At 61.8% G+C, this 22,545-nt stretch carries 15 protein-coding genes; 3 read left to right on the forward strand and 12 right to left on the reverse strand.

Going from position 1 to position 22,545, the window contains the following annotated elements; genetic code table 11:
• Positions 1-14 precede the first annotated feature (14 nt).
• A complete protein-coding gene (locus ACQRAP_RS06005; protein ID WP_154518417.1) occupies positions 15-1,022 on the forward strand; it encodes a DUF5692 family protein in 1,008 nt (335 codons plus the stop codon).
• A 232-nt stretch (positions 1,023-1,254) separates the two neighbouring features.
• Positions 1,255-2,742 (forward strand): hypothetical protein, encoded by a 1,488-nt coding sequence (locus tag ACQRAP_RS06010; RefSeq protein ID WP_427795141.1) that lies wholly within the window; start codon positions 1,255-1,257, stop codon positions 2,740-2,742.
• A 131-nt stretch (positions 2,743-2,873) separates the two neighbouring features.
• On the opposite strand, the gene ACQRAP_RS06015 is transcribed toward ACQRAP_RS06010, so the two are convergent.
• The 7 genes from ACQRAP_RS06015 to dnaK form a co-directional block, all read right to left on the reverse strand.
• A complete protein-coding gene (locus tag ACQRAP_RS06015; RefSeq protein WP_229770727.1) occupies positions 2,874-3,068 on the reverse strand; it encodes a hypothetical protein in 195 nt (64 codons plus the stop codon).
• Positions 3,069-3,201: 133 nt separating this feature from the next.
• On the reverse strand, positions 3,202-5,829 hold the full coding sequence (clpB, locus tag ACQRAP_RS06020) for an ATP-dependent chaperone ClpB (RefSeq protein WP_427727353.1): 2,628 nt from the start codon (positions 5,827-5,829) through the stop codon (positions 3,202-3,204).
• Between the two features lie 621 nt (positions 5,830-6,450).
• Positions 6,451-8,751, reverse strand: coding sequence for a hydratase (locus ACQRAP_RS06025; RefSeq protein WP_427795142.1), 2,301 nt, complete (start codon positions 8,749-8,751; stop codon positions 6,451-6,453).
• Between the two features lie 534 nt (positions 8,752-9,285).
• Positions 9,286-9,702, reverse strand: coding sequence for a heat shock protein transcriptional repressor HspR (locus ACQRAP_RS06030; protein WP_427719306.1), 417 nt, complete (start codon positions 9,700-9,702; stop codon positions 9,286-9,288).
• A gap of 72 nt (positions 9,703-9,774) precedes the next feature.
• Positions 9,775-10,740, reverse strand: a complete 966-nt coding sequence (locus ACQRAP_RS06035; protein ID WP_154518131.1) for a DnaJ C-terminal domain-containing protein — start codon at positions 10,738-10,740, stop codon at positions 9,775-9,777.
• A gap of 107 nt (positions 10,741-10,847) precedes the next feature.
• Entirely contained in the window at positions 10,848-11,690 is an 843-nt protein-coding gene (locus ACQRAP_RS06040) for a nucleotide exchange factor GrpE (protein ID WP_427795143.1), read from the reverse strand.
• Between the two features lie 2 nt (positions 11,691-11,692).
• On the reverse strand, positions 11,693-13,585 hold the full coding sequence (gene dnaK, locus ACQRAP_RS06045; protein WP_154518137.1) for a molecular chaperone DnaK: 1,893 nt from the start codon (positions 13,583-13,585) through the stop codon (positions 11,693-11,695).
• 590 nt (positions 13,586-14,175) lie between these two features.
• On the opposite strand from dnaK, the gene ACQRAP_RS06050 reads away from it, so the two are divergent.
• Positions 14,176-14,427 carry an indolepyruvate ferredoxin oxidoreductase subunit alpha gene (locus ACQRAP_RS06050; protein ID WP_158564522.1) on the forward strand — a complete coding sequence of 84 codons (252 nt, stop codon included), beginning with the start codon at positions 14,176-14,178 and terminating at the stop codon, positions 14,425-14,427.
• 236 nt (positions 14,428-14,663) lie between these two features.
• On the opposite strand, the gene ACQRAP_RS06055 is transcribed toward ACQRAP_RS06050, so the two are convergent.
• The 5 genes from ACQRAP_RS06055 to ACQRAP_RS06075 form a co-directional block, all read right to left on the reverse strand.
• The gene (locus ACQRAP_RS06055) at positions 14,664-15,209 is read right to left on the reverse strand and encodes a transcription repressor NadR (RefSeq protein WP_427795144.1); all 546 of its coding nucleotides are present in this window, start codon (positions 15,207-15,209) and stop codon (positions 14,664-14,666) included.
• Positions 15,209-16,069 (reverse strand): carboxylating nicotinate-nucleotide diphosphorylase, encoded by an 861-nt coding sequence (gene nadC, locus ACQRAP_RS06060; protein WP_427719300.1) that lies wholly within the window; start codon positions 16,067-16,069, stop codon positions 15,209-15,211. Before nadC ends, ACQRAP_RS06055 begins: the two co-directional genes overlap by 1 nt.
• A 3-nt stretch (positions 16,070-16,072) precedes the next feature.
• Positions 16,073-17,449 (reverse strand): L-aspartate oxidase, encoded by a 1,377-nt coding sequence (locus tag ACQRAP_RS06065; protein ID WP_427795145.1) that lies wholly within the window; start codon positions 17,447-17,449, stop codon positions 16,073-16,075.
• A gap of 56 nt (positions 17,450-17,505) precedes the next feature.
• A complete protein-coding gene (nadA, locus tag ACQRAP_RS06070; protein ID WP_427795146.1) occupies positions 17,506-18,531 on the reverse strand; it encodes a quinolinate synthase NadA in 1,026 nt (341 codons plus the stop codon).
• A gap of 265 nt (positions 18,532-18,796) precedes the next feature.
• Positions 18,797-22,545, reverse strand: a 3,749-nt coding sequence (locus tag ACQRAP_RS06075; protein ID WP_427795147.1) for an MBG domain-containing protein, incomplete at its 5' end; no start/stop codon positions are given.

Consider the following 22,545-nt stretch of genomic DNA (forward strand, 5'->3'; position numbering starts at 1 on the left):
GAAAGGAGAGCAGCATGCTGTTCGATGTTTGGGGTAGCGATACCCTTATCCACTGGGCCGGCTGGGCGATGGTCTTTATCGGCTTGATCGTACTCAACGAGGTCGGCCGCCGTACCAAGCTCGGCGCGGCCATCATCTTTGGCGTGGCTCCGCTGGCCATGACCATCTACTGCATCGCCATCGCCGTCGGCGTTTCGCAGGGTGCCGAGTGGGCGCTCACCAACCCCACCCATGTATACCAGAACAGCTGGTTCCATTACGCCAAGGTATACGCGGCGCTGGCCGGCTGCTGGGGCTTCATTGCCATTAAGTACCAGTGGGGCAAGATCGGCAAGGCGCATTGGTTCCGCGCATGGCCGTTTGTGATCGTCGCCATCAACATCTTGATCGCCGTCGTGTCCGACTTTGAGAGCGCCTATCACTTCTTTGTCCTGGGCGAGTCCACCTGGGTCACCTCCGAAGGTGCTACGCAGCTGGCCGGCTGGAACAACGTGTTCAACGGCATCGCGGGCATCATCAACATCTTCTGCATGACCGGTTGGTGGAGCGTCTACGCCTCCGAGGACAAGACCGACATGCTGTGGCCCGACATGACCTGGGTCTACATCATCGCCTACGATATCTGGAACTTCTGCTACACCTACAACTGCCTGCCCACCCACTCCTGGTTCTGCGGCTTTGCGCTGCTGCTGGCGCCCACCGTCGCCGCCTTTATCTGGAACAAGGGCGGCTGGATCCAGAACCGCGCCTTTACGCTGGCCATTTGGTGCATGTTTGCCCAGGTGTTCCCCTACTTCCAGGAGGAGTCCATCTTTGTGACGCACTCCACGCTCGACCCCGGCGCCGCCACCGCGGTCTCGATCGTCGCACTGGTCGCCAACATCGCCGCGATCATCTACGTCGCCTACCGTGCCAAGAAGCTCGGCCGCAACCCCTACAAGCAGGATGTCTTTGAGGGCACCAGCGATTGGGAGAAGGCCACTGCCCGTCGTGCCAAGGTTGATTACGCGCACGCCGAGTAACGCGCCTGACGCAAACATCGCTTGAGCACGAAGCGGCATAGCCGGCTCCGCGCAACTCAACGCACTGCAGAGCCCCCAAAACGTGATTCGTTCGCGTTCCGGGGGCCTTTTGCTGCCGCGAGGATGCGGCTGAACGATACGCTCGGGTTAAATCGGATCTTATATTTCGAATGCGCTTTATATGGCTCCATTTTTGGGTACAGTGTTGAGCCGATATTGCATTGGGGGATATATGAGCGATGAGACACGTGGCCGCGAGGATGCGGCCCAGGATGCGGAAGCATGTGCCGAGGCCCTGGAGAGCCTTGACCGGATTGCGCTAGACGAGCTCTCGTTGAGCGATTTGGCCGTCGACGCGCAGGACGAGGTGCGCGAAGGCACTGAGGACGAAGGCAGCGACGCCAAAGACGCTTCTGACGAGGCCGAAGCCGAAGAGGACGATAGCAAGGACGACGTCCAGTCGGAATCTGCCTCGGGAGAAGAGACCGCCCTGCTTGGCAGCTTGCCTGCCGATGACTCGCTCACCCGCGAGCTTCCTGGCCTGGGTTCTGCGCCGGCCGTCGACGAGACCATCGCCATGGGCGATATTCCCCTGCCGTCCGTTCCCTCGGCACGCGAAGCCAAGGCTCGCCATCACAAGATGTCGCCCAAGCGACGCAATTTGATGGTTGCCGGCGTCGTTGCCGCCGCGCTTGTTGCCGGCGGCGCGGGCTATGCCGCTTGGAACGGATACCAACAAGAACAGGCCGCCGTCGCTGCCGTCAACGCCCACACCATGATGTCGGTGCAGATTGGCGTACATGCCGCAGGGCTCGACTGTTCCACCGGCTCCAAGATTCCCGTGCAGGTGAGCGGGCAAGACTCTGACGGCTCCTCCGTGAGCGAAACGCTCTACGTTGACGAGCACGGTCGCGGTATTAAGCTGCTGCCTGGCGACTATACGCTCTCCATCGCTGGGTCCCCCATCGCAGCCGACGGCACCATTTACACCGTGCCGACCACCAAGGCGCAGGTTAGCGTAAAGAGCGACGGGCAGGACCTGAGCGCTCAGGCATCCTTTAAGCTTAAGGTACCTTCGGCAGACACGGTGACCGACGACCAGATCGATGCCGCGGCCAAGTACGCCGAGGAGGGCGGCGCGAGCTCTGCCGCGGTCGCAAAGGTGCTCCAGCAGGCGGCAACCGCGCGCCGTGACGCCGCCGTCAATGCCATGAGTTCCCGCGAGGCGCAGGCGGCCCGCGACGCCGATGCTCGGCATAAGGCAACGAACCTGTATCAGCTCGATATTCCCGTTGAGTGGTACGGCAAAGTCGCGACTTGGCAAAACGGCAATACGCTGTGCATCTATCTTGCCAGCGACAGCAATACACCGATCGTGACGCTTGTCGCAGTGCGCGACGGCGAGAGCTTTACGCCCGATAAGGGCGATACGGTTTTGGGTGCGGCAAGCCTTGGCAACGGCTACACGGTCTACGCCAGCGGCCCCGTCTATCCGTATGTGGTGCCCCAGACCATCAACGGGCGCACGCAAGACCCCGTGTCGACCTACCCCATGGACACGGCCATCGATCTTGTCGAGCTTACAACCGGCAACCGCTATACCTATAGCCAGATCAAGAACGTACTGGTCGGCAAAGACGGCAAGGCCGACGCTGCCACCAAACTCGAGACCGACTACCTCGCCCAGATTCTGATGCCAAGCATCAAGGCCCAAGACTAGCCGGCCGCAGCGAGGGTAGCTAATTTGGGACGGGGCTTTTTAGCTGCCCCGACCGTTAATCGACTAAACCGGCACATTACCAGCCGGGGCAGCTAAAAAAGCCCCGTCCCAAATTAGCTACCCTGCAGGAGTTAGCGCCACGGATCGGCTTCGAACATCGGCTCGCGCTCGGGGCGGCGATCGCTGTAGGGATCGTAGCCGTCGTCGTCCTCGTTCTCGGCACGGATGTAGGGGTCGCGCGGCTTGGGTGCCGGCTTAGGCGCAGGCTTGGGTGCGGCGGGCGCTGACTCAGGCGCCGGTGCGTTCGTCTCGTTCTCGTCTTTCATCTGCATAGCTCCTTGCCATGTACTCACGTTCAACATCATCGATTGTCGCACGAAAAAGGGCGGCGGACCCAATTGGATCCGCCGCCCTTGGCGTTTGGCTCAAAAGGTAGATTTTAAGGCATGGCCCAACAATCTACTCGGCGTCGGGCACCTCGTAGGTGGCAGACGGCGTGTTATCGCACACGACGGTAAAGGCACCGTCCTTGTCGACGTCAACCGTCACCTGATCGCCCTCGCGCACCGTACCGTCGATGATAGCGGCGGCGATGGCGTCCACGACCTCGCGCTGCACCAGACGCTTGAGCGGACGGGCACCAAAGACCGGGTCCAGACCGCCCACGGCGAGCATCTGCTTGGCCGCCGGGGTGATGGCAAGCGTCATGCGCTCCTTGGCCAGACGTGCGCGGACGTCGGCGAGCTGAATATCGACGATCTTTTCGATCTGCGCCATGCCGAGCGGATGGAACACCACGATATCGTCGATACGGTTGAGGAACTCGGGACGGAAAGTCTGAGCCATGGCCGCGTCAACCTGATGGCGCATCTCCTCCTCGTCCTTGCCCGAAAGATCGGCGATAGCCTTGGAGCCCACGTTGGACGTCATGATGATGATCGTGTTCTTGAAGGACACCTGACGACCCTGACCATCGGTCAGACGACCGTCGTCGAGCACCTGCAGCAGCACGTTGAAGACATCCGGATGAGCCTTCTCCATCTCGTCGAGCAAGATCACGGAGTACGGACGACGGCGCACGGCCTCGGTGAGCTGTCCGCCCTCGTCGTAGCCCACGTATCCCGGGGGCGCACCGATCAGACGCTGAACGCTGAACTTCTCCATGTACTCGGACATGTCGATACGCACGAGCGCGCGCTCGTCATCGAACAGGCACTCGGCCAGCGCCTTGGCGAGTTCGGTCTTGCCCACACCGGTGGGGCCCAGGAAGAAGAAGCTGCCGATGGGCTTGTCCGGATCGGAGAGGCCCGCACGGCTACGGCGCACGGCCGCGGCGACGGCGGAGACGGCCTCATCCTGGCCGATGACGCGCTTATGCAGCTCGCCTTCCAAGCCCTTCAGCTTGTCGAGCTCACCCTGCATCATCTTGGAGACGGGCACACCGGTCCAGGCGCTCACGACCTCGGCGATCTCGTCGGAGGTCACCTGCTCGTTGAGGCCTTCACCGTCCTGCTGCTTTTGTGCCTCGAGCGCGGCCTCGGAATCCTGAATCTGCTGTTGCAGACCCGGAATCACGGAGTAACGCAGCTCGGACGCACGGCCCAAGTCTCCGTTGCGCGTCGCACGTTCCTCTTCGCTCTTGGCCTCATCGAGCTGGCCCTTGAGCTCCTGCACATGGTCGATGGCGTTCTTTTGGTTGAGCCAACCGGCCTTTTGCACGTTGAGCTTTTCTTGAACCTCGGCAATCTCCTGGCGCAGGGTCTCCAGACGCTCCTTGGAGGCGTCGTCGGTCTCCTTCATGAGCGCCTGTTCCTCGATCTGCAGCTGGGTGAGCTGACGCGTGGTGGCGTCGATCTCGACCGGCATGCTGTCGAGCTCCATGCGCAGGCGGCTTGCGGCCTCATCGACCAGGTCGATGGCCTTGTCGGGCAGGAAGCGGTCGGCGATGTAACGATCGGAAAGATCGGCGGCGGCCACGAGCGCGCTATCGGTAATGTGCACGCCGTGGAAGATCTCGTACTTCTCCTTGAGGCCACGCAGAATCGAGATGGTGTCCTCGACGGTAGGCTCGGAGACCATCACGGTCTGGAAACGACGGGCGAGCGCTGCGTCCTTCTCGATGTACTTGCGGTATTCGTCGAGCGTGGTCGCACCGATCGCGTGCAGGTCGCCGCGGGCGAGCGCCGGTTTGAGGATGTTGCCGGCGTCCATGGAGCCCTCGGTGGCACCCGCGCCCACAATGGTGTGGAGCTCATCGATGAACAGGATGACCTTGCCTTCGGACTTCTGCACTTCCTTGAGCACGGCCTTCAAGCGGTCCTCGAACTCGCCGCGGTACTTGGCACCGGCGACCAGCGCGCTCATGTCGAGCTCGATGAGGTCGCGGTCGCGCAGCGTGCTCGGCACGTCGCCGGCCACGATACGCTGGGCGATGCCCTCGACGATGGCCGTTTTACCGACACCCGGCTCACCGATGAGCACAGGGTTGTTCTTGGTGCGACGGGACAGGACCTGGATAGTACGACGGATCTCGTCGGTACGGCCGATAACCGGATCGAGCTTGCCGGCACGGGCCAGGTCGCAGATGTTGCGGCCGTACTGCTCCAGTGCCTCAAACTGGGTCTTGTCCTCGGCGGACGTCACGCGGTCATCGCCGCGCAGCTCCTCGTAGACCTGCTCGATACGCTCCTTGGTAACGCCGGCATCGCGCAGCACGCGGCCCGCCTCACCTTTGTCCTCGGCAAGCGCCATCAGCAGATGCTCGGTCACTACAAAGCTGTCGCCCATCTTGGTGGCCTTTTTCTCGGCCTTCTCGATGACACGGACGAGCTCGTTGGACAGGCCCATCTGCTGGCCCTCGCCCGAAACCTTGGGTGCGCGGTCGATGGCATCTTGCGTGGAGTGTGCAAGCTGGGCTGCGTCGGCGCCGATGCGCTCGATAATCACGGAGATATTGCGCTCGCCGGCACCGAGCAGGGCGGACAGCAGGTGAATCGGCTCCACCGCGCCGGCCTGCGCGTCGGCAGCCGTGCTCATGGCGGTCTGCAACGCCTCGCGCGACGTCATTGCTAGCTTATCGATTCTCATGGAATCACCTCTCTTGGGGCGGCCGCCCTACGGGGCGGCTTCACGTTGTCCGAGAAGTATTGTTGCCAGCTTTGTACGATCTTATACACAAATCTAAGTCTCTATATATAAGATTTTCTGAGTGATTAAGCGATAGGGAGCAGGCACGCTCACCCGCTGCGGACTTGTCCCCTTACTATCTCAATCTGTAACATCTAGCGACTGTTTATGGCTCCAGATGTTACAAATCAAGATGAAATGGCCAGCGGCACCCGTTTGTCTCAATCTGTAACATCTACTCGGCAAATAGAGCTCTATCTGTTACAAATCGAGACGAACAGAAGACACCCGAATCGAAAATCTAAATCTGTAACACCAGGCCCACTTTTAGCAGCCAAGATGTTACAGATCGAGACAAACCGAGAACCGCCACAAAGGTGCCTGTCCCCTTTGTGGCGGTTTTCGACAAAAAAGAAGCCGCCCCATTAACAGAGGCGGCATCAAGCAAGTCTATTTATTAGCGTCCCTCAAGACCCAACGAGAACGTCGCGGTAGCCCCTGCCACACCTTTCCCTCGGGCGACCCTCGCGAAGCGCGTGAGCGGGCGGGAAAGGATAAGCCCCGGGCGGACAATTAAGTGCGTTACTCGACAGCGGCCTTGAACTTGTTGTAGTTGATCAGGCAGCCGGCCTTGACGATGGCACGCTCCTCAGCCGTCATATCGGCAATGTAGAGCTCAATCTGCTCGACCGCACCATCGGCGCGCACCACGTAGGCGGCGATGTTCTGCAGATCGCCGTCGAGCGCGGCACGGATACCCGGCACGAAGACGTAGTCGCCCACCTCAAAGTTGGGCTCGGCCTCCATCTGGAAGGGCACCATGCCCCAGTTCATCACGTTGGAGCGATAGCGCTTGGTGGCGTACTCGTGGACGATGTTGGCCAGACCGCCAATCACGCGCTGGCAGCTCGCGGCCTGCTCGCGGGCAGAACCGTCACCGGGCTTCTTGGCATAGAGCATGGAGCCGTACTCGGTCGCCTTGGCATCTGCCGCGACGCCGGCGCCGGCCAGCGCTTCAAACACACCGGCAAGCTCGGCATCGAGTGCCGCCAGATCGCCCGCCGCCTCGCCGGCAACGCGGCGCTTCTCCACGGCGTCGACCTCCTTGGAACGACCCACGTAGGCCGGATCGCGGCGGCTGAGCGTAAACTCTGCCAGGCCCAGCGGGTTGGAGCGGAAGGAGCTCGTCTCGCCCGAGGGAATGAGCTCGTCGGTCGTGGTGACCGGGTCCATGATCTTGGAGCACACCTTGAGCAGGATATCGTCGCCGAGAGGCTCCATCGCGGGCCATGGCTTGATGTTGGGGCCTTCGACCAGCTCGTCGGCAGGCTCTGCCTTGCCAAAGCCCCAGTACACGCGCTTTTTGTACGGCGCGTCGTCAAAGGTGTACTCGCAGGCCTCGTCCCAAGTCTCCTCGGGCAGGTCGGTCGCCGGCGTCAGGACGCCTCCGTTGGCGGCCGTCGCCGCAATGGAGCGAGCGTCCATTAGGGCCACGGCGCTCAGCTGACCATTGCCCGGCTTGGAACCCTCGCGGTTGGGGAAGTTGCGCGTGGTGTGGCGGATGGACAGGCCGTTGTTGGCAGGCGTGTCGCCGGCGCCAAAGCACGGACCGCAGAACGCCGTGCGCACGATCGCGCCGGCCTCCATAAGGTCGTAGATATAGCCACGGCGCGTAAGTTCGAGCGCCACGGGCTGGCTCGTGGGATAGACCGACAGCGAGAACTCGCCGCAGCCGGTGTTGGCGCCCTTGAGCACGCGGGCAGCCTGGACCACGGAGTCGTAGTTGCCGCCCGAGCAGCCGGCGATAACGCCCTGTTGCACGCGAAGCTTGCCGTCGACGATCTTGTCGAGCAGGCTAAAGTGCGTCTTGCCCTCGCCGATCTTGGCGGCCTCGAGCTCCACCTCATGCAGGATGTCCTCGAGGTTCTCGTTGAGCTCCTCGATCTCAAAGCCGTTGGAAGGATGGAATGGCAGCGCGATCATGGGCTTGATGCTCGACAGATCGACCTCGACGCAACCGTCGTAGTAGGCGACATCGGCGGGCTTGAGCTCGCGGTAGTCGTCGCCGCGACCGTGCATGGCCAAAAACGCGTGCGTGTCCTCGTCGGTGGCCCAGATGCTCGACAGGCAGGTGGTCTCGGTGGTCATGACGTCGACGCCGTTGCGGTAATCGGTCGTCATGCTCGCGATACCCGGGCCCACAAACTCCATGACCTTGTTCTTGACATAGCCCTTGGCAAAGACGGCACGGATGATGGCGAGCGCCACGTCGTGCGGGCCGACGCCGGGACGCGGGGCGCCCGTGAGGTAGATAGCGACGACGCCGGGATAGGCAACGTCGTAGGTGTCGCGCAGCAACTGCTTTGCCAGCTCGCCGCCGCCCTCGCCCACGGCCATGGTGCCCAGGGCGCCATAGCGGGTGTGCGAGTCGGAGCCCAGGATCATCTTGCCGCAACCGGCGAAGTTCTCGCGCATAAAGGAGTGGATGACGGCGATGTGCGGCGGGACGAAGATGCCGCCGTACTTCTTAGCCGCGGAAAGGCCAAAGACGTGGTCGTCCTCGTTGATGGTGCCGCCCACGGCGCACAGCGAGTTATGGCAGTTGGTGAGCACGTAGGGCAGCGGGAACTGCTCCATGCCCGAGGCGCGCGCCGTCTGGATGATGCCGACGAAGGTGATGTCGTGGCTCGCCATGGCATCGAAGCGAATCTTGAGCGCCTCGGGGTCGCCGGACGTATTGTGTGCCTGGAGGATCGAATACGCGATGGTGCCGCGCTTGGCATCCTCGGGCGTCTGCGTAATACCGCGCTCGGCAGCCTCGGCCGCAGGCACAACCTCGCTGCCGCCGCGCAGGTAGATGCCGTCCTCGTACAGCTTGACCATACTGTCTCCCACTCTGCCCAAAAAATTTGGGCGCATAGCATGCATTCGTTCAATATCGTGCCATAGAACGGTTGCGAATGGGTTACGAATCTGCACGTTCACTTTATCTTGGTAAAGTACAGGACGAGCCCGATGTGGGTCAGCAGATTTGGTGCAAGAGCGTCCCTTACGACTAGTCATTTAAGAACGTCCCCAATGACTACTCCGGCAACACCGATGTTTTGGCAACGACAGCGAGCGGGCCCCAATGACTACCAACGACTACCGCATTCGGAGCAAGGCAACGCCGCAGGTAGAGGATGGACAGCGAGCGGGCCGCATTTCCAAAGTGAGGAACGTCCCCAAGTGCCGCATTCGGAGCAAGGCAACGCCGCAGGTAGAGGACGGACAGCGAGCGACGTCCAGAGCGAACAAGTTGGCATGAAAAAGGCAAGGCATAGACCTTCTGGTCATGCCTTGCCTTTTGAATGACAAATTGTCGCTCTGGGCGGCGCGCAGCGTCGGCCGGTCCGCCGTTCGTTAGAACGGCGGAACCTAGAGATCCCCGCCGGCTCCCAGTAGCTTGCGCATGACCTGTTCGGGATTAACCGAGCCATCGCGCGGGGCCAGGGAGGTGATCTTCTTCTGCATCTTGTACTCGTGCAGCTCGTCCTCGAGCTGGCGCATGCGGGCGCGGAGCTTTTCGTTCTCGCGCTCGCGCTCCTCGGCACGCTCCTTCATATCGAGGATACGCACCACGCCGGCAAGGTTGATGCCCTCGTCGGTCAGCTGGTTGATGAGCTCCAGGCGCTCGATATCGGCACGCGAATACAGGCGCGTGTTGCCGCCCGAGCGCTGGGGGTTCACCAGACCCTTGGACTCGTAGACGCGCAGAGTCTGCGGATGCATGCCGGTCAGCTCGGCCGCCACGCTGATCATGTACAGCGGTTTGTTCCTATTGTCCTCGGCCATGCTACCTGACCCCTTTCCGTCTCGTTATCGTCCATCATAAGCCCGCGGGCGTGGGCGTGCACCGCGACCGCCCTAGAACGTCGCCTTGTAACGGTTAACTTTCTCGCGGTAGTCGCGCGTGTCGGCCTCGCGCAGCTTGGTCATGGCATCGCGCTCGTCATCGGATAGGTTCGTGGGAACCTGCACCTTGATCTCGACGAGCAGCGCGCCCGTACGGCCACGGTGCTTAACGTCGGGCGCCCCCATCTCCTTAAAGCGGAACTTCTTGCCCGTCTGGGTACCCGCAGGCACTTTCAAACGAACCGTCGCACCGCCGGGCGTGGGCACGTCCACCGTGCAGCCGAGCGCCGCCTCGTAGACCGAGACCGGTACCTCCATGGTCACGTCGGCGCCTTTGCGCTTAAACAGCGGGTGCTCCTCCACATGCGTGGTCACGACCAGGTCGCCGCGCTCGCCACCGGCGACGCCATACTCGCCGCGACGCTTGTAGCGTAGCTTGCCGCCGTCGACCGCGCCCGCGGGCACCGAGACCGTAATGGTCTGCTGCTCGCCTGTCGAGGGAATGCGATAGGTGACCTTGTGCGTCACGCCGCGAAACGCGTCCTCGGCCGTCACATCGACGGTCAGCGACAGGTCGCCGCCCTTGCGAGCGCGGCTGCGACCCGCGCCGGCACCGGCAGCGCCCGCAGCCCCGGCAAAGCCCGAGCCCCAATCGCTGCCCCAGGCGCCGTTGCCGCTAAAGATGCTGTCGAAGATGTCTCCCCAGCCGCTGGCACCCGCGCCGGCACCGTAGCCGCCGCCATACGCGCCGCCTGCGCCCGGCATGCCGCCAAACATGAGCATCTGGTCGTACTCTTTGCGCTTCTTCTCGTCCGAAAGCGTCTCGTAGGCCTCGCTGATCTCCTTGAACTTGGCCTCGTCGCCGCCGGCGTCGGGGTGATATTTTTGCGCGAGCTTGCGAAACGCGCTCTTGATCTCTTTGTCGGAGGCGCTCTTGGATACGCCCAGGATGTCATAGAAGGTTTTGCCTGCAGCCATCGTAGCTCCTCTCCTGTTTTATCCGTCGCCCAGCGGGCGGCGGTTCATGCTTTCATATGGCACTAGGCCAGAAAGGGCCCCGGGTGTTGCCCCGGGGCCCTTCTCAATTACTCCTCGGTGCTCTCGGCCGTATCGGCCGCAGCATCCTCGGGCGCCGCTTCGGGCTCCGGTGCGGGGCGCTTTTCGCCACCGTAGGTCACCGTCACCATCGCGGAACGCAGGATGCGGTCCGCCATGCGGTAGCCCTTCTGGTACACGTCGTTGACGGTCTCGTCGTACTGCGATGCGTCCTCGACGCGACCCACGGCCTGATGCTCGAGCGGATCGAACGCCTCGCCCTTGGGGTCGATGGGTTCAACGCCCTCGTGCGCAAACACATCGAGTAGCTTGGCATGTACCGCGTCGACGCCGTCGACGAACTGCTTAAAGTCGTCGGCAAGCTCTTGGCTGCGGGCATGGTCGATCGCACGCTCGATATCGTCGACCACCGGCAGCAGCGCAGTGACAAGCTTCTCTGTCGCGCGCTCACGCTCGGCGATACGCTCGCTGGCGGTGCGGCGACGGAAGTTCTCCCAGTCGGCCTGCAGACGGGCGGTGCGCTCGGTGGCGTCCTTCGCCTTGTCCTCGGCAGCCTTCTGAGCCTCTGCCGCAGCATCGAGCTCATTGCGCACGTCGGCAAGCTCCTTCTGGGCCTGCTCGAACTTGAGCTTAAAGTCGTTGTCGGCGGCTTCCTCACCGGCGCGGATAGCGGCTTCCACCATCTCGTCCTCGGTCATCGTCGCCTCCTTGTTGGAATCCTCTACCTGGTTCTCGACAGCCTCGGCGGCCTCGGCCTCGTTGGCCTCGGTATCGTCGACGGCCTCTACGGGAATCTTCACGTCCTTCTCCTCAGAGTCAACGGGGGCGGCTCCAACGGCAGCCGCCTCCGTGCGAGCTTTACGGGCGGACATGATTACTTGTCCTCGTCGTCCACAACCTCGTAGTCGGCGTCGACGACGTCATCGTCGGCAGGCTGGGCGCCGGCGGCACCGTCGGTCTGCTGCTGAGCGTCGGCGTAGACAACCTGAGCCAGCTCGTAGGCCACGGACTGCAGGGACTCGCCAGCGGCCTTGATGGCCTCGACGTCAGAGCCCTCGAGCGCCTTCTTGGCATCGGCGATAGCGGCCTCGGCCTTGGACTTCACGTCGGCGGAAACCTTGTCGCCCAGCTCGTTGAGGGTCTGCTCGGTGGAGTAGCACAGGCTGTCGGTCTGGTTGCGGACCTCGACCTCTTCCTTCTGCTTCTTGTCCTCCTCGGCATGAGCCTCGGCGTCCTTGACCATACGATCGACTTCTTCGTCGGACAGAGCGGTGGAGCCGGAAATGGTGATCTGCTGCTCCTTGCCGGTGCCCTTGTCCTTAGCGGAGACCTTGACGATGCCGTTGGCGTCGATGTCGAAGGTGACCTCGATCTGCGGCACGCCGCGGCGGGCAGCCGGGATACCGGTCAGCTGGAACTTACCGAGCGACTTGTTGTCGCGGGCAAGCTCGCGCTCGCCCTGGAGCACGTTGATCTCGACGCTGGTCTGGTTGTCGGCAGCGGTGGAGTAGACCTCGGTCTTGGAGGTCGGAATCGTGGTGTTGCGGTCGATCATCTTGGTCATGATGCCGCCCATGGTCTCGACGCCCAGCGACAGCGGGGTAACGTCGAGCAGCAGGATGCCCTCGACGTCGCCGGTGAGCACGCCGCCCTGGACGGCAGCGCCGTCGGCAACGACCTCGTCGGGGTTCACGGACATGTTGGGCTGCTTGCCGGTCATGGTCTTGACGAGCTCCTGGACGGCGGGCATACGGGTGGAGCCGCCGACGAGGATGACCTCGGTCAGATCGGAGAGCTTAAGGTTAGCGTCGCGCAGGGCGTTGGTGACAGGCTGCTTGCAGCGCTCGAGCAGGTCGCGGGTGATCTTCTCGAACTCGGCGCGGGTCAGCGTGTAGTTGAGGTGCAGCGGGCCGGACTGGTTCATGGTGATGAACGGCAGGTTGATAGTGGACTGCTGGGCGGCGGAGAGCTCCTTCTTGGCGTTCTCGGCGGCCTCCTTCAGACGCTGCAGGGCCATGGGGTCCTGACGCAAGTCGACACCGTTCTCCTGCTGGAACTTATCGGCCATCCAGTCGATGACGCGCTGATCCCAGTCGTCGCCGCCCAGGTGGTTGTCGCCCGAGGTGGACAGAACCTCAAACACGCCGTCGGCGAGGTCGAGGATGGAGACGTCGAAGGTACCGCCGCCCAGGTCGAAGACCAGGATGCGCTGGTCGGAGCCCTGCTTGTCCAGGCCATAGGCCAAAGCGGCAGCGGTCGGCTCGTTGACGATACGCTTAACGTTGAGGCCGGCGATCTTACCGGCGTCCTTGGTGGCCTGACGCTGGGCGTCGTTGAAGTAGGCCGGGACGGTGATGACGGCGTCGGTGACGGTCTCGCCCAGATACTTCTCGGCGTCGGCCTTCATCTTTGCGAGCGTCATGGCGCTCACCTGCTCGGCGGTGTATTCCTTGCCCTCGATGTCGACGACGGCACGGCCACCCTGGCCCTCCTTGACCTCATACGGCACGGTCTTGAGCTCGGAGGTGCACTCGGAGTACTTGCGGCCCATGAAGCGCTTGATGGAGAACACGGTGTTCTTGGGGTTGGTGACCGCCTGGTTCTTAGCGGCCTTGCCCACGACGCGGTCGCCGTCGGCACGGAAGCCCACGACAGACGGGGTGGTGCGGTCGCCCTCGGCGTTCACGATGATGGTCGGAGAACCGCCCTCGAGAACGGCCATTGCGGAGTTAGTAGTACCAAGGTCGATACCAAGAATCTTGCCCATTAGAAATTCCCTCTCTCTTGTGCGTTTGCACCGACTCGGCGGTCTGCCAAGCGGTCTTTCGGTTTGTCTTTCAGGATGTAGTGTATCCCCTTATGGACCGGAATATACAAAATCTAAGTCAATTCATATAAGATTTCTTATCACTTAGAGTTTAGGTTCTCGAATACGCAGGTAGATGCGCTGATTGAGTTCTCGGCAAATCTATCGAGATCTATGTAGAGATGGCTGAGGTTTGGGCCGGGGGTGCCTGGGGCTGCTTTACGGAAAGCTCGTCCCGGTTTGAGTGTGGATTCCGGGTCGTAGTTTCCGTCTGAAGGCTCAACCGGAAACAATATCCCGTTTTGAGAGCTGATACCGGGTCGTAGTTTCCGCTAGCGGGCCCAACCGGAAACTGCGACCCGTTTTTCGACCAGATAACGGGATGCGCTTTCCGAAAGCCCACTCAATTGCTCAATAATTCGAGTCACCTTTAGCTAACATCTGCACAGCTCACCAGCCTCACCTGTGCGTTTCTTAGTAAGCCGTGGCATACTCGGCGAATGGTATGAAGATGCCGGCCAGAGGGTATTGCAAACGGTCGCTCACGTGGTATGTTTTTGCCCGAATCAAACCGGCGCGCATCGCCTGTAGCGTCGGTCAACAGAGAGGAAACTACCATGGCTCATCCCGTAATTGATGCCGACGAGTGCATCGCTTGTGGCGTTTGCGTCGACTCCTGCCCCGCTGGCGTTCTGGAGCTCCAGGACGTCGCTACCGTTGCTGACGAGGACTCCTGCGTCGCCTGTGGCGCTTGCCAGGACGCTTGCCCCGCCGGCGCGATCACCGAGATCGTCGAGGAGTAACAACTCCCCCACTTGCACACTCACAAGTACACCGTGCACAAAAAGGAGGCCTCCGCATCGCCGCAGAGGCCTCTTTTTTGTGCGGATAGCTAATTTGGCACCGTCGCAGGTTGAGCATAAGTCAGCGAAAACGCCCCCAAGCGAGCAAGGTGACGTGAAAGAGGAGGGAAGCGTACTTTTGTACGCGACCGACGATTGAACGTCAGATTGCCGCTTAGGGGCGTTTGCAGCGTCGGCTACGATAGATCGTCTTCGTAGGGCATCAGGTCTGCCAGATAGCCCTTCTCCTTGAGCATAGCCTCGATCTCGTCGAGGGTTTGCTCATCCTCTGCCGCGATGCGATGGAAGTGATAGCCGCTCGTCACCGTTAGTAGCGGAAAGCTCTTGCCGCTCTCGATATCGTGCAGGTAGCGCTCAACATCGCGACGATTGCGGATGTCCAGGTCGGCCGTGATCTTACCGTACACGCGGTGATTGACGATCACGTTGAGCACGGCGCCTCCGGCGTCGACGATACTCGTGAGCTCATCGCCTGCCTGCTCCACGCTATGGCGAACCTTGACCAGGCGTGTGGGCACGGCGGGGCTGCTGGGGGCCTCCTGCAGCACGTAGCCGCGATTGGTCGCCACGATATCGTGCCCATCGGCGCGCAGCAGGGCGATGTCTTGCACGACAACCTGGCGGCTCACACCCACCTCGCGAGCAAGCGTACTGCCGGAGACGGGGTCTTTGGCTCGCTCGAGCACGCCCATGATGGAACGGCGACGCTCGCGGGCGTCCATTATTTACCGTCCAGCAGACGCAGGTGCTTAAGCGAGAGGTCGAGAATCGGCGCAGAGTGCGTCAACGCTCCCGAGCTAATAAAGTCAACGCCCAGGTCGGCAAGCGCACGGATATTGCTGGCATCCACGTTGCCCGAACACTCGGTCTTGGCGCGACCGGCAATAAGCTCAATCGCGGCAGCCATGTCATCGTGGGTCATGTTGTCGAGCATGATGATGTCGGCGCCGGCCTCCACGGCCTCGCGCACCATGTCCAGGTTCTCGCACTCGATCTCGACCGTCGCGGTAAACGATGCATGGGCGCGCGCCATCTCGATCGCACGCGTCACGCCGCCGGCGGCGTCGATGTGGTTGTCCTTGAGCATGACGGCCGTCGACAGATTGTAGCGGTGGTTGCTGCCGCCGCCGATCTCGACCGCGGCCTTCTCGAAGACGCGCATACCCGGCGTGGTCTTGCGCGTGTCGACGAGCACGGTCTTGGTGCCCTCGAGCGCCGCAGCCATCTGGTGCGTATAGGTAGCGATACCGCTCATGCGCTGCAGGTAGTTGAGCGCCACGCGCTCGCCCGAAAGCAGCACGCGCGCATCGCCGCGTACCTGGCCCACATGGTCGCCGGCGTGCACCTCGTCGCCATCGGCAACGTCAAACAGCACCGAGCTCTGCGAATCCAGCAGCTCAAAGGTGCGAGCGAACACATCCAGGCCCGCGATGATGCCATCGGCCTTGGCGATGAGCTCCACCGTGGCGGGACGCGCCGTGGGGCACACGCTCGCCGTGCTCACGTCCTCAAACGTAATGTCCTCGCGCAGAGCCTGCAGAATCAGATCATCGACGACGAGCTTCATGGTAATGGGGTTCATGGTCTACTCCTCCACGGCCTGCGTGCCGGCGGCACGGGCCAAATCATCGATTGCCAGGGTGTCGGCGCTCAGGGCGCGATGACGGCCATCGAGCGCGGGCTCGCCCGCCTGCTCCACGGCGAGCGACTGGCCGGTACGCATGTGCCACGCGGCGCGACGACCCCAGACCAGCGCCTCGAGCAGGCTGTTTGATGCAAGGCGGTTCTTGCCGTGAACGCCGTTGCAGGCCGTCTCGCCGGCGGCGTAGAGCTCGGGCATCGAGGTGCGGCCGTCCTTGTCGACCCACACGCCGCCCATAAAGTAGTGCTGCGTGGGTGTGACGGGGATGGGCTCGTCCAAGATGTCGCGGCCGTCCTCCAGGCAGCGTGCGCGAATGTTGGCAAAGTGTCCGGTCACCACGTCGCGCTCAACGGGGGCAAAGCTCAGCCACTCGTGCTCGGTACCATCCTGCTTCATCTGCTCGCGAATAGCGGCGGCGACCACATCGCGCGGCTGAAGCTCATCGGTAAAGCGCTCGCCGGCGGCGTTGAGCAAAATCGCGCCCTCGCCGCGGCAGCTCTCGCTGATCAGGAAGGTGCGGCCCGGCTGCGGCGAGAACAGTCCCGTGGGGTGAATCTGCACGTAGTCCAGGTGCTCCATCTTAATGCCATGCTCCTGGGCGATGTAGCAGGCATCGCCCGTGAGCTGCGGGTAGTTGGTCGAGTGGTCGTACACGCCGCCGATGCCGCCTGTCGCCCACAGCGTGTGGCGGGCATGGATCTTAAACGGCTCGCCGGCATGCACTCCGTCGGCGGCATTTGCCAGCTCGTCGGCGGGGCGAACCGAGTTGTCCTCATCCACGGGAACGGCGACGACGCCGAGGCACGCCGTGGCGCCATCACGCTCGCCCGTCAGGATGTCGGTCATGGCCACGTGCTCCAAAATCTGCACGTTATCCAGCTTGCGAACGGCCTGGAGGAGCTTGGTCGTGATCTCCTTGCCCGTAATGTCGGCATGGAAGGCGATGCGCGGGCGGCTGTGCGCACCCTCGCGGGTAAAGTTGAGGCTGCCGTCGGCCTTGCGCTCAAAGTCCACGCCCATGGCCAGCAGGTCGTTGATGACCGAGCGGCTCGAGCGGATCATGATGTCGACGCTCTCGCGGCGGTTATCGTAGTGGCCGGCGTGCATAGTGTCCTCAAAGAAGGCGTCGTAGTCAGAGCCTTCGGGAAGCACGCAGATACCGCCCTGCGCGAGCATCGAATCGCACTCGTCGACAGCGCCCTTGGAGAGCATGATCACGCGCGTGCTCGTCGGCAGATTGAGGGCCGCGTATAGGCCCGCCACGCCGCAACCGGCAATGACGACGTCGCACTCCATGTCGGGGCATTGTTTGGTTTCCACAGGAATCCTCTCCCTTGTAATGTGGCATAAGGGATGGTCCCTCATGTCACATTGGCTTAGCGCGCCGCGTATTCGAGCATGCGGTCGAGCGTGAGCTTGGCCTGGTCGGCGGCCTCATCCGACACGCCGATCTGCACCTCGCCCTCGCCCGTCTCCAGGCAGCGCACGAGCTTTTCGAGCGTGATGAGATCCATGTTGACGCAGGTGGGCTGCACCGCGGGGAAGTAGAACTTTTTGCCGGTGCCCTGGCAGCGCCGCTCGAGCTCGTAGAGCACGCCGCGGACCGTCACGATGATAAACTCGCTCGCGTCCGACTCCTCGGCATACTTGATGATGCCGGCAGTGGAGCCGATGTAGTCGGCCTCGGCCAGGACGTCGGCCTTGCACTCGGGGTGCGCCAGCACGAGCGCATCGGGGTGCGCCTCCTGTGCGTCGACGATCTGCTCGACGGTGATGATGTGATGGCGCGGGCAGTAGCCGTTGTTGAGGATGACGTGCTTTTGGGGCACCTGCTCGGCCACAAAGCGGCCCAGGTTCTGGTCGGGAATGAACAAGATGTGCTGCTGCGGCAGCTCGGAGACGATCTTGACGGCGTTAGAGCTGGTAACGCACACGTTACTCCAGCTCTTGATCTCGACCGTCGAGTTGACGTAACACACCACGGCCAGGTCGTCGCCATATTCGGCGCGCGCCGCGTCGACCGTCTCGTGCTTGACCATGTGCGCCATGGGACAGTCCGCGCCCGGCTCGGGCAGCAGCACGGTCTTGGTGGGATTGAGCAGCTTGGCGCTCTCGCCCATAAACTCCACGCCGCACAGCACGATAGTCTGCTGCGGCAGGCTCTTGGCGAGCTTTGCCAGGTAGAAGCTGTCGCCGACGAAATCGGCCACGGCCTGGACCTCGGGCGCCACATAATAGTGCGCCAGGATCACTGCGTCACGTTGGGTTTTTAGCTGATGAATGGCCTCGACGAGCTCTGCGGGCACCAGTGCCGCGCGCTCCGTTGCCGTCGTTGCCGATGCCAGGCCGGCCGCGATATCGCGTGCAAGCTCCGATGCATCCATGTTCGCGCTCTGTGCCATCAAGGCCCCTCTCTTTTGGCGAATCTTGGGGCTTTAGTATGACACCTGGCTTTACAGCTGACAAGACAGCTGTAAAGCCAGGTGTAAAGTTGAAATAAGGATTCAATCTTGGGGCGGGTCCATTTTCGAACTGGCAAGCTGAGGACAGTCGAAAATGGATCTGCCACACGGTTCGAGCGACCCGTTTTATCTTGGTCCGAGAGGCGGTGGGCATAAAAGCGGGTCCGGATCGCTCGATCCGGACCCGCTGGGAGCTGGTGCGCGGTTAAGCGCGGCGCTTCATGATGGCCCACGCCAGCAGCAGGACTACCACACCGGCAGCGAGTACGGCACCCGCAATGACATAAGTGCTGTCGCCGGACTCAGGCAACGCCTCCTTGCTAGCCCTCTTCTTAGGCTTGGAAGTCGTAGTCGTGGTGGTCTGGCCAGGAGCGGGCTTGGCAGCCTCGGCAACGGTAAAGGTCGTCTCGGCCGTGCCCGTGGTCGAAACCACGCTCAGCCTGTGTTCGCCCACGCCGAGCGTATTCAGGAAGCTCGCCTTGAGCGTCACGATCGTAGAGCCCTCGGTGAGCACGTAGTTCTCGGCCGCGACCTCCTTATCGTCGACCAGTACCTTCTGGAAGAATGCGAGCGGTGCGCTCGAACGGAAGCTCAGGTCCTTGGCGGCGTCGACCACCATCGTCTGGCCCTTACCGTCGATGATCTCGGGTACCAGAATCGCGATTTCCTCGGTTGCGCCCTTCTCGCCGCAGACGGTGCACTCCTGGTGTTTCTTGCCCTTGACCTCGGTAGTCGCCGGTTTGTCGACAACCCACTTAAAGGTATGCTCGGCCTTGTCGATGATGTTGCCGCAGCGGCAGTTATGCCAGTGGTTCTTGGCATCGCGTGCCCAGCCGGAGCCGTCGGGCTCGTGCTTAAGCACGCCCTCGACCGTCACGTTCACATCGCCCTCGACGTCCTTGAGCTCATAGGTGCCCATGGCGGAAAGCTTAACGGCCTTGCCGTTGACCTTGACGGCGTAGTCCTTACCCGCAAAGTACGCGCTGTCGATGCCCATGGTGAGTGTTGCAGTCCCGTGCCAATCGAGCTCGGTTGCCGTCGAGGTGAGCGCGTAGCCCACCTGATTGCTCGGCAGCGTCACGACCAGCTTGGGGCCGGCCGCCACGGTAACCTCGGTGGCGGAAGAAGCGTCATAGTTGGCCTTGGCCTGGTAGCGCACCTCATACGTGCCGGCGGCAAGACCCGTAAGTTCGGCCGTGCCCTCGTCCACCGCCTGATACTTGTCAGCACCCTTGGCACGCCACTCCATCGTCGCGTCGACGCCCGTGATCTTGCCGTCACGCTTGCCGCTCACGGTCTCGGCCGCAACCTGGACCACCGGCGCGCCCTGCGCGGCGTTCTTGATGGAGAACTCGCACGTCAGGCCTTCGGCGGGAAGCTTGTAGTTACCCGCGTCGTCGCCCGTCAGTGCGGTGAGGTTCGCCGTGTAAGAAGCGCCGGCCTCGGTCTGGGAGCCTTCGACGGTCGCGCCAAGGTCATCGTCGTCGATGACGTTACCGAGCGTCGCCTCGGGGCAGTGCTCCTTGCCATCGTAAACAAACTCGCTGGTACCCCACTTCACAGTGAGCACGCGCTGGTTGATGGTGAACGTGCCGTCGACGAACGTGATGCTGTAGTTGGGGTTGGCGTCCTTGGCCTGCGTCAGGTGCAGCACATAGCCGCCATCACGCACGTTGTCGCTATCTTCGCGCTTAATCTCGAGACCCTGAAGCGCTTCGCCCGCAACGAGTTTGCCAGCAGTGACATCCCACGTAAACACGGGATCAGCCTCGCCGTAGGTCTTGGAGGCGTCCTGGGCGGTGACCTTGATCGCGCGCGGCTTGACCTCGAGAGTCACCTTACCCTCGGTCTTCACGCCGTCGATTGTTACCTCATAGGACACAGTCAGCGTGCCGACGTCCTTAATCTTGGGGGCCTCGGGGGACCAGTTCTTACCGTCGGTGCTGTACTGGGCCGTCGCGCCCTCGGGCAGACTCGTCGCATCAACCGTGTGATAGTCGCCGTCGTACTCGTCGGAGTAGCCCTTGATGCCGAAGGCGGGAATCTCGACAGACTCGCGCTCGTAGCCGCACGTCTTGCAGCGCTCATGCTTGGAACCGGGCTTATCAGCCGCAGCGGCCTGGTCGACGACCCACTCAAAGTCATGCTCTGCGCGGCCAACGTCCTCCTTGCCACAGGTGCAGGTGTTCCAGTGCTCGGTATCGTCGTGCTTCCAACCGCTACCGTCGGCCTTCTTGGGGCCGTCCTTGACCTCAACCGTCAGGGCCTCGGAGGCGTTATGGTTACGGTCGGCCTTAAGGCGAACGCTGTATTTGCCAGCGGCGAGGCCCTTAACCGACGTCTCGCCTTCGGCAATCCGCTGATAGTCGCTGGCGGCCTCGGCTTTCCATTCGTAGGTGTTATCAATCCCGTCGATGCTACCGTCCGCCAAGGCATGCCCGGTCGCGGCCGTCGTCTTGACGTCCTTGGGAGCGGCCTGATCGGCGGGGCGGATCTTAATCTCAAGCTTGCCCTCCACCGGCACGTAGTCGGGTGCGGTAATACGGTACTTAATTTTCTCGGGACACACGTTGTCATAGATATCGCGCGTGACATTGGTATAGGAGGGGATTCGGTCTTCGTACAGCGAGCCACCATCGACGCTATATTCGATCTTCATGCCCTCGGGGGCGTTGTCGACCGTCACCGACGGCGAGTGAGCCATGCCATCATAGGTGCCGTCAAAGCCCTTAGCCTGAACATTCTCGAACTGCGTGCCGTAGATGCTCCAGTAGAAACTCTGACCATAAGCAAAGTTGCCCAAGCCCCACAGCCAGGTTCTATACGTACCGGGATCGGTACCGTCCCGATCTCCACGGTCTTGATCGAACTCATAGTCCACACCCAACCTGAGGTCAACCGTCTCACCATCTACCGTTGTAGTCACCTTAAATTGCGGAGCGATCTTCTCACCCGTCCACTTGAACGCTGGCAAGTTATTCTTGACTGTGTCGTTATTGAGCACCTCGACCTTGCAAGTACTTAGCTTAATTCCATCGATCTTGAACACGCGCTCGAGCGTAACATCGCTCTGCCCCTCGATGGCAACCGTCGCCACCACGCGATAGGTACCCGCATCGCACGGCTGCGACCCTTCCATCTCGATGCCCACGGTGTCATTCTCATCCACGAAACGGTAAAAGCGTGCACTCACAATCGTTACCTTGCCCTGGGCTACAGCGTTGTCCTTTTGAGACGGCTTGGTCGTAGCAAGCACGGCGTCGCGCTGCTTGCCGTTGTAGGTAAAGCTCAGGTCGCCTCTCTTGGACGACATCAGCGAGATCGTCTCGCCGTCCTTGGAGTAGACACAGTGCGAGGCCTCATACTGCCCGTTGCACCTAGCCGCGATGCTGTACCCATCCTCGTTGGCGGAATAGGCCCACTCGTGCTCGTGCTTGCGATGGATAACCTTGACCTTGCCATCGGTAACGTCGTATGCAAGGTTTTCGTTGGCGAGCTTGAGCCTGCTCGCAAGATCCTCCTGCGAAAGATCGCTCGTGCCAAGGTTCACATACTCATAGTAGTAATACTGCTTATTGGACTCGGGATCGAACTTGGTATCGTCGATAGACAAGACGGCTGCGCCCGTAAAAGACCTATCGACGTGAACCTTACCGTAGCTACCGACATCGGACGCATCGACGCCCTTCGCCTTGGCCGTAGTGACCTTCGTGTTGCCGGCGAGCGTCACAGAACCAAGGGCGTAAACCGCGCAGCGTTTCTCGTCCTGACCGCTTATGTCGCGACCGTTGAAATAATCAGAGGGAAACACGAACGAATCGTCGATAACCGTACCGTTTATGGTGCACGACGCATCCTTTGCCACCGCAATGGCACTCGTCATGTGCATCTGATATTGAATACCCCACACATTGAACATATAAGAGCAGGGGCCATTCCATGACGTGTTATTTG

The organism is Collinsella sp. SGI.180, from assembly GCF_050313455.1.
GTDB lineage: Bacteria > Actinomycetota > Coriobacteriia > Coriobacteriales > Coriobacteriaceae > Collinsella.

Excerpts from the sequence above, each read along its gene's own strand:
- nadC (WP_427719300.1), bottom strand. The coding sequence starts at position 16,069 with ATGAACCCCATTACCATGAAGCTCGTCGTCGATGATCTGATTCTGCAG.
- ACQRAP_RS06035 (WP_154518131.1), bottom strand. The coding sequence starts at position 10,740 with ATGGCTGCAGGCAAAACCTTCTATGACATCCTGGGCGTATCCAAGAGC.
- ACQRAP_RS06010 (WP_427795141.1), top strand. The coding sequence starts at position 1,255 with ATGAGCGATGAGACACGTGGCCGCGAGGATGCGGCCCAGGATGCGGAA.
- nadA (WP_427795146.1), bottom strand. The coding sequence starts at position 18,531 with ATGGCACAGAGCGCGAACATGGATGCATCGGAGCTTGCACGCGATATC.
- ACQRAP_RS06025 (WP_427795142.1), bottom strand. The coding sequence starts at position 8,751 with ATGGTCAAGCTGTACGAGGACGGCATCTACCTGCGCGGCGGCAGCGAG.
- ACQRAP_RS06040 (WP_427795143.1), bottom strand. The coding sequence starts at position 11,690 with ATGTCCGCCCGTAAAGCTCGCACGGAGGCGGCTGCCGTTGGAGCCGCC.
- ACQRAP_RS06005 (WP_154518417.1), top strand. The coding sequence starts at position 15 with ATGCTGTTCGATGTTTGGGGTAGCGATACCCTTATCCACTGGGCCGGC.
- clpB (WP_427727353.1), bottom strand. The coding sequence starts at position 5,829 with ATGAGAATCGATAAGCTAGCAATGACGTCGCGCGAGGCGTTGCAGACC.
- ACQRAP_RS06050 (WP_158564522.1), top strand. The coding sequence starts at position 14,176 with ATGTTTTTGCCCGAATCAAACCGGCGCGCATCGCCTGTAGCGTCGGTC.
- ACQRAP_RS06055 (WP_427795144.1), bottom strand. The coding sequence starts at position 15,209 with ATGGACGCCCGCGAGCGTCGCCGTTCCATCATGGGCGTGCTCGAGCGA.
- ACQRAP_RS06015 (WP_229770727.1), bottom strand. The coding sequence starts at position 3,068 with ATGAAAGACGAGAACGAGACGAACGCACCGGCGCCTGAGTCAGCGCCC.
- ACQRAP_RS06030 (WP_427719306.1), bottom strand. The coding sequence starts at position 9,702 with ATGGCCGAGGACAATAGGAACAAACCGCTGTACATGATCAGCGTGGCG.
- dnaK (WP_154518137.1), bottom strand. The coding sequence starts at position 13,585 with ATGGGCAAGATTCTTGGTATCGACCTTGGTACTACTAACTCCGCAATG.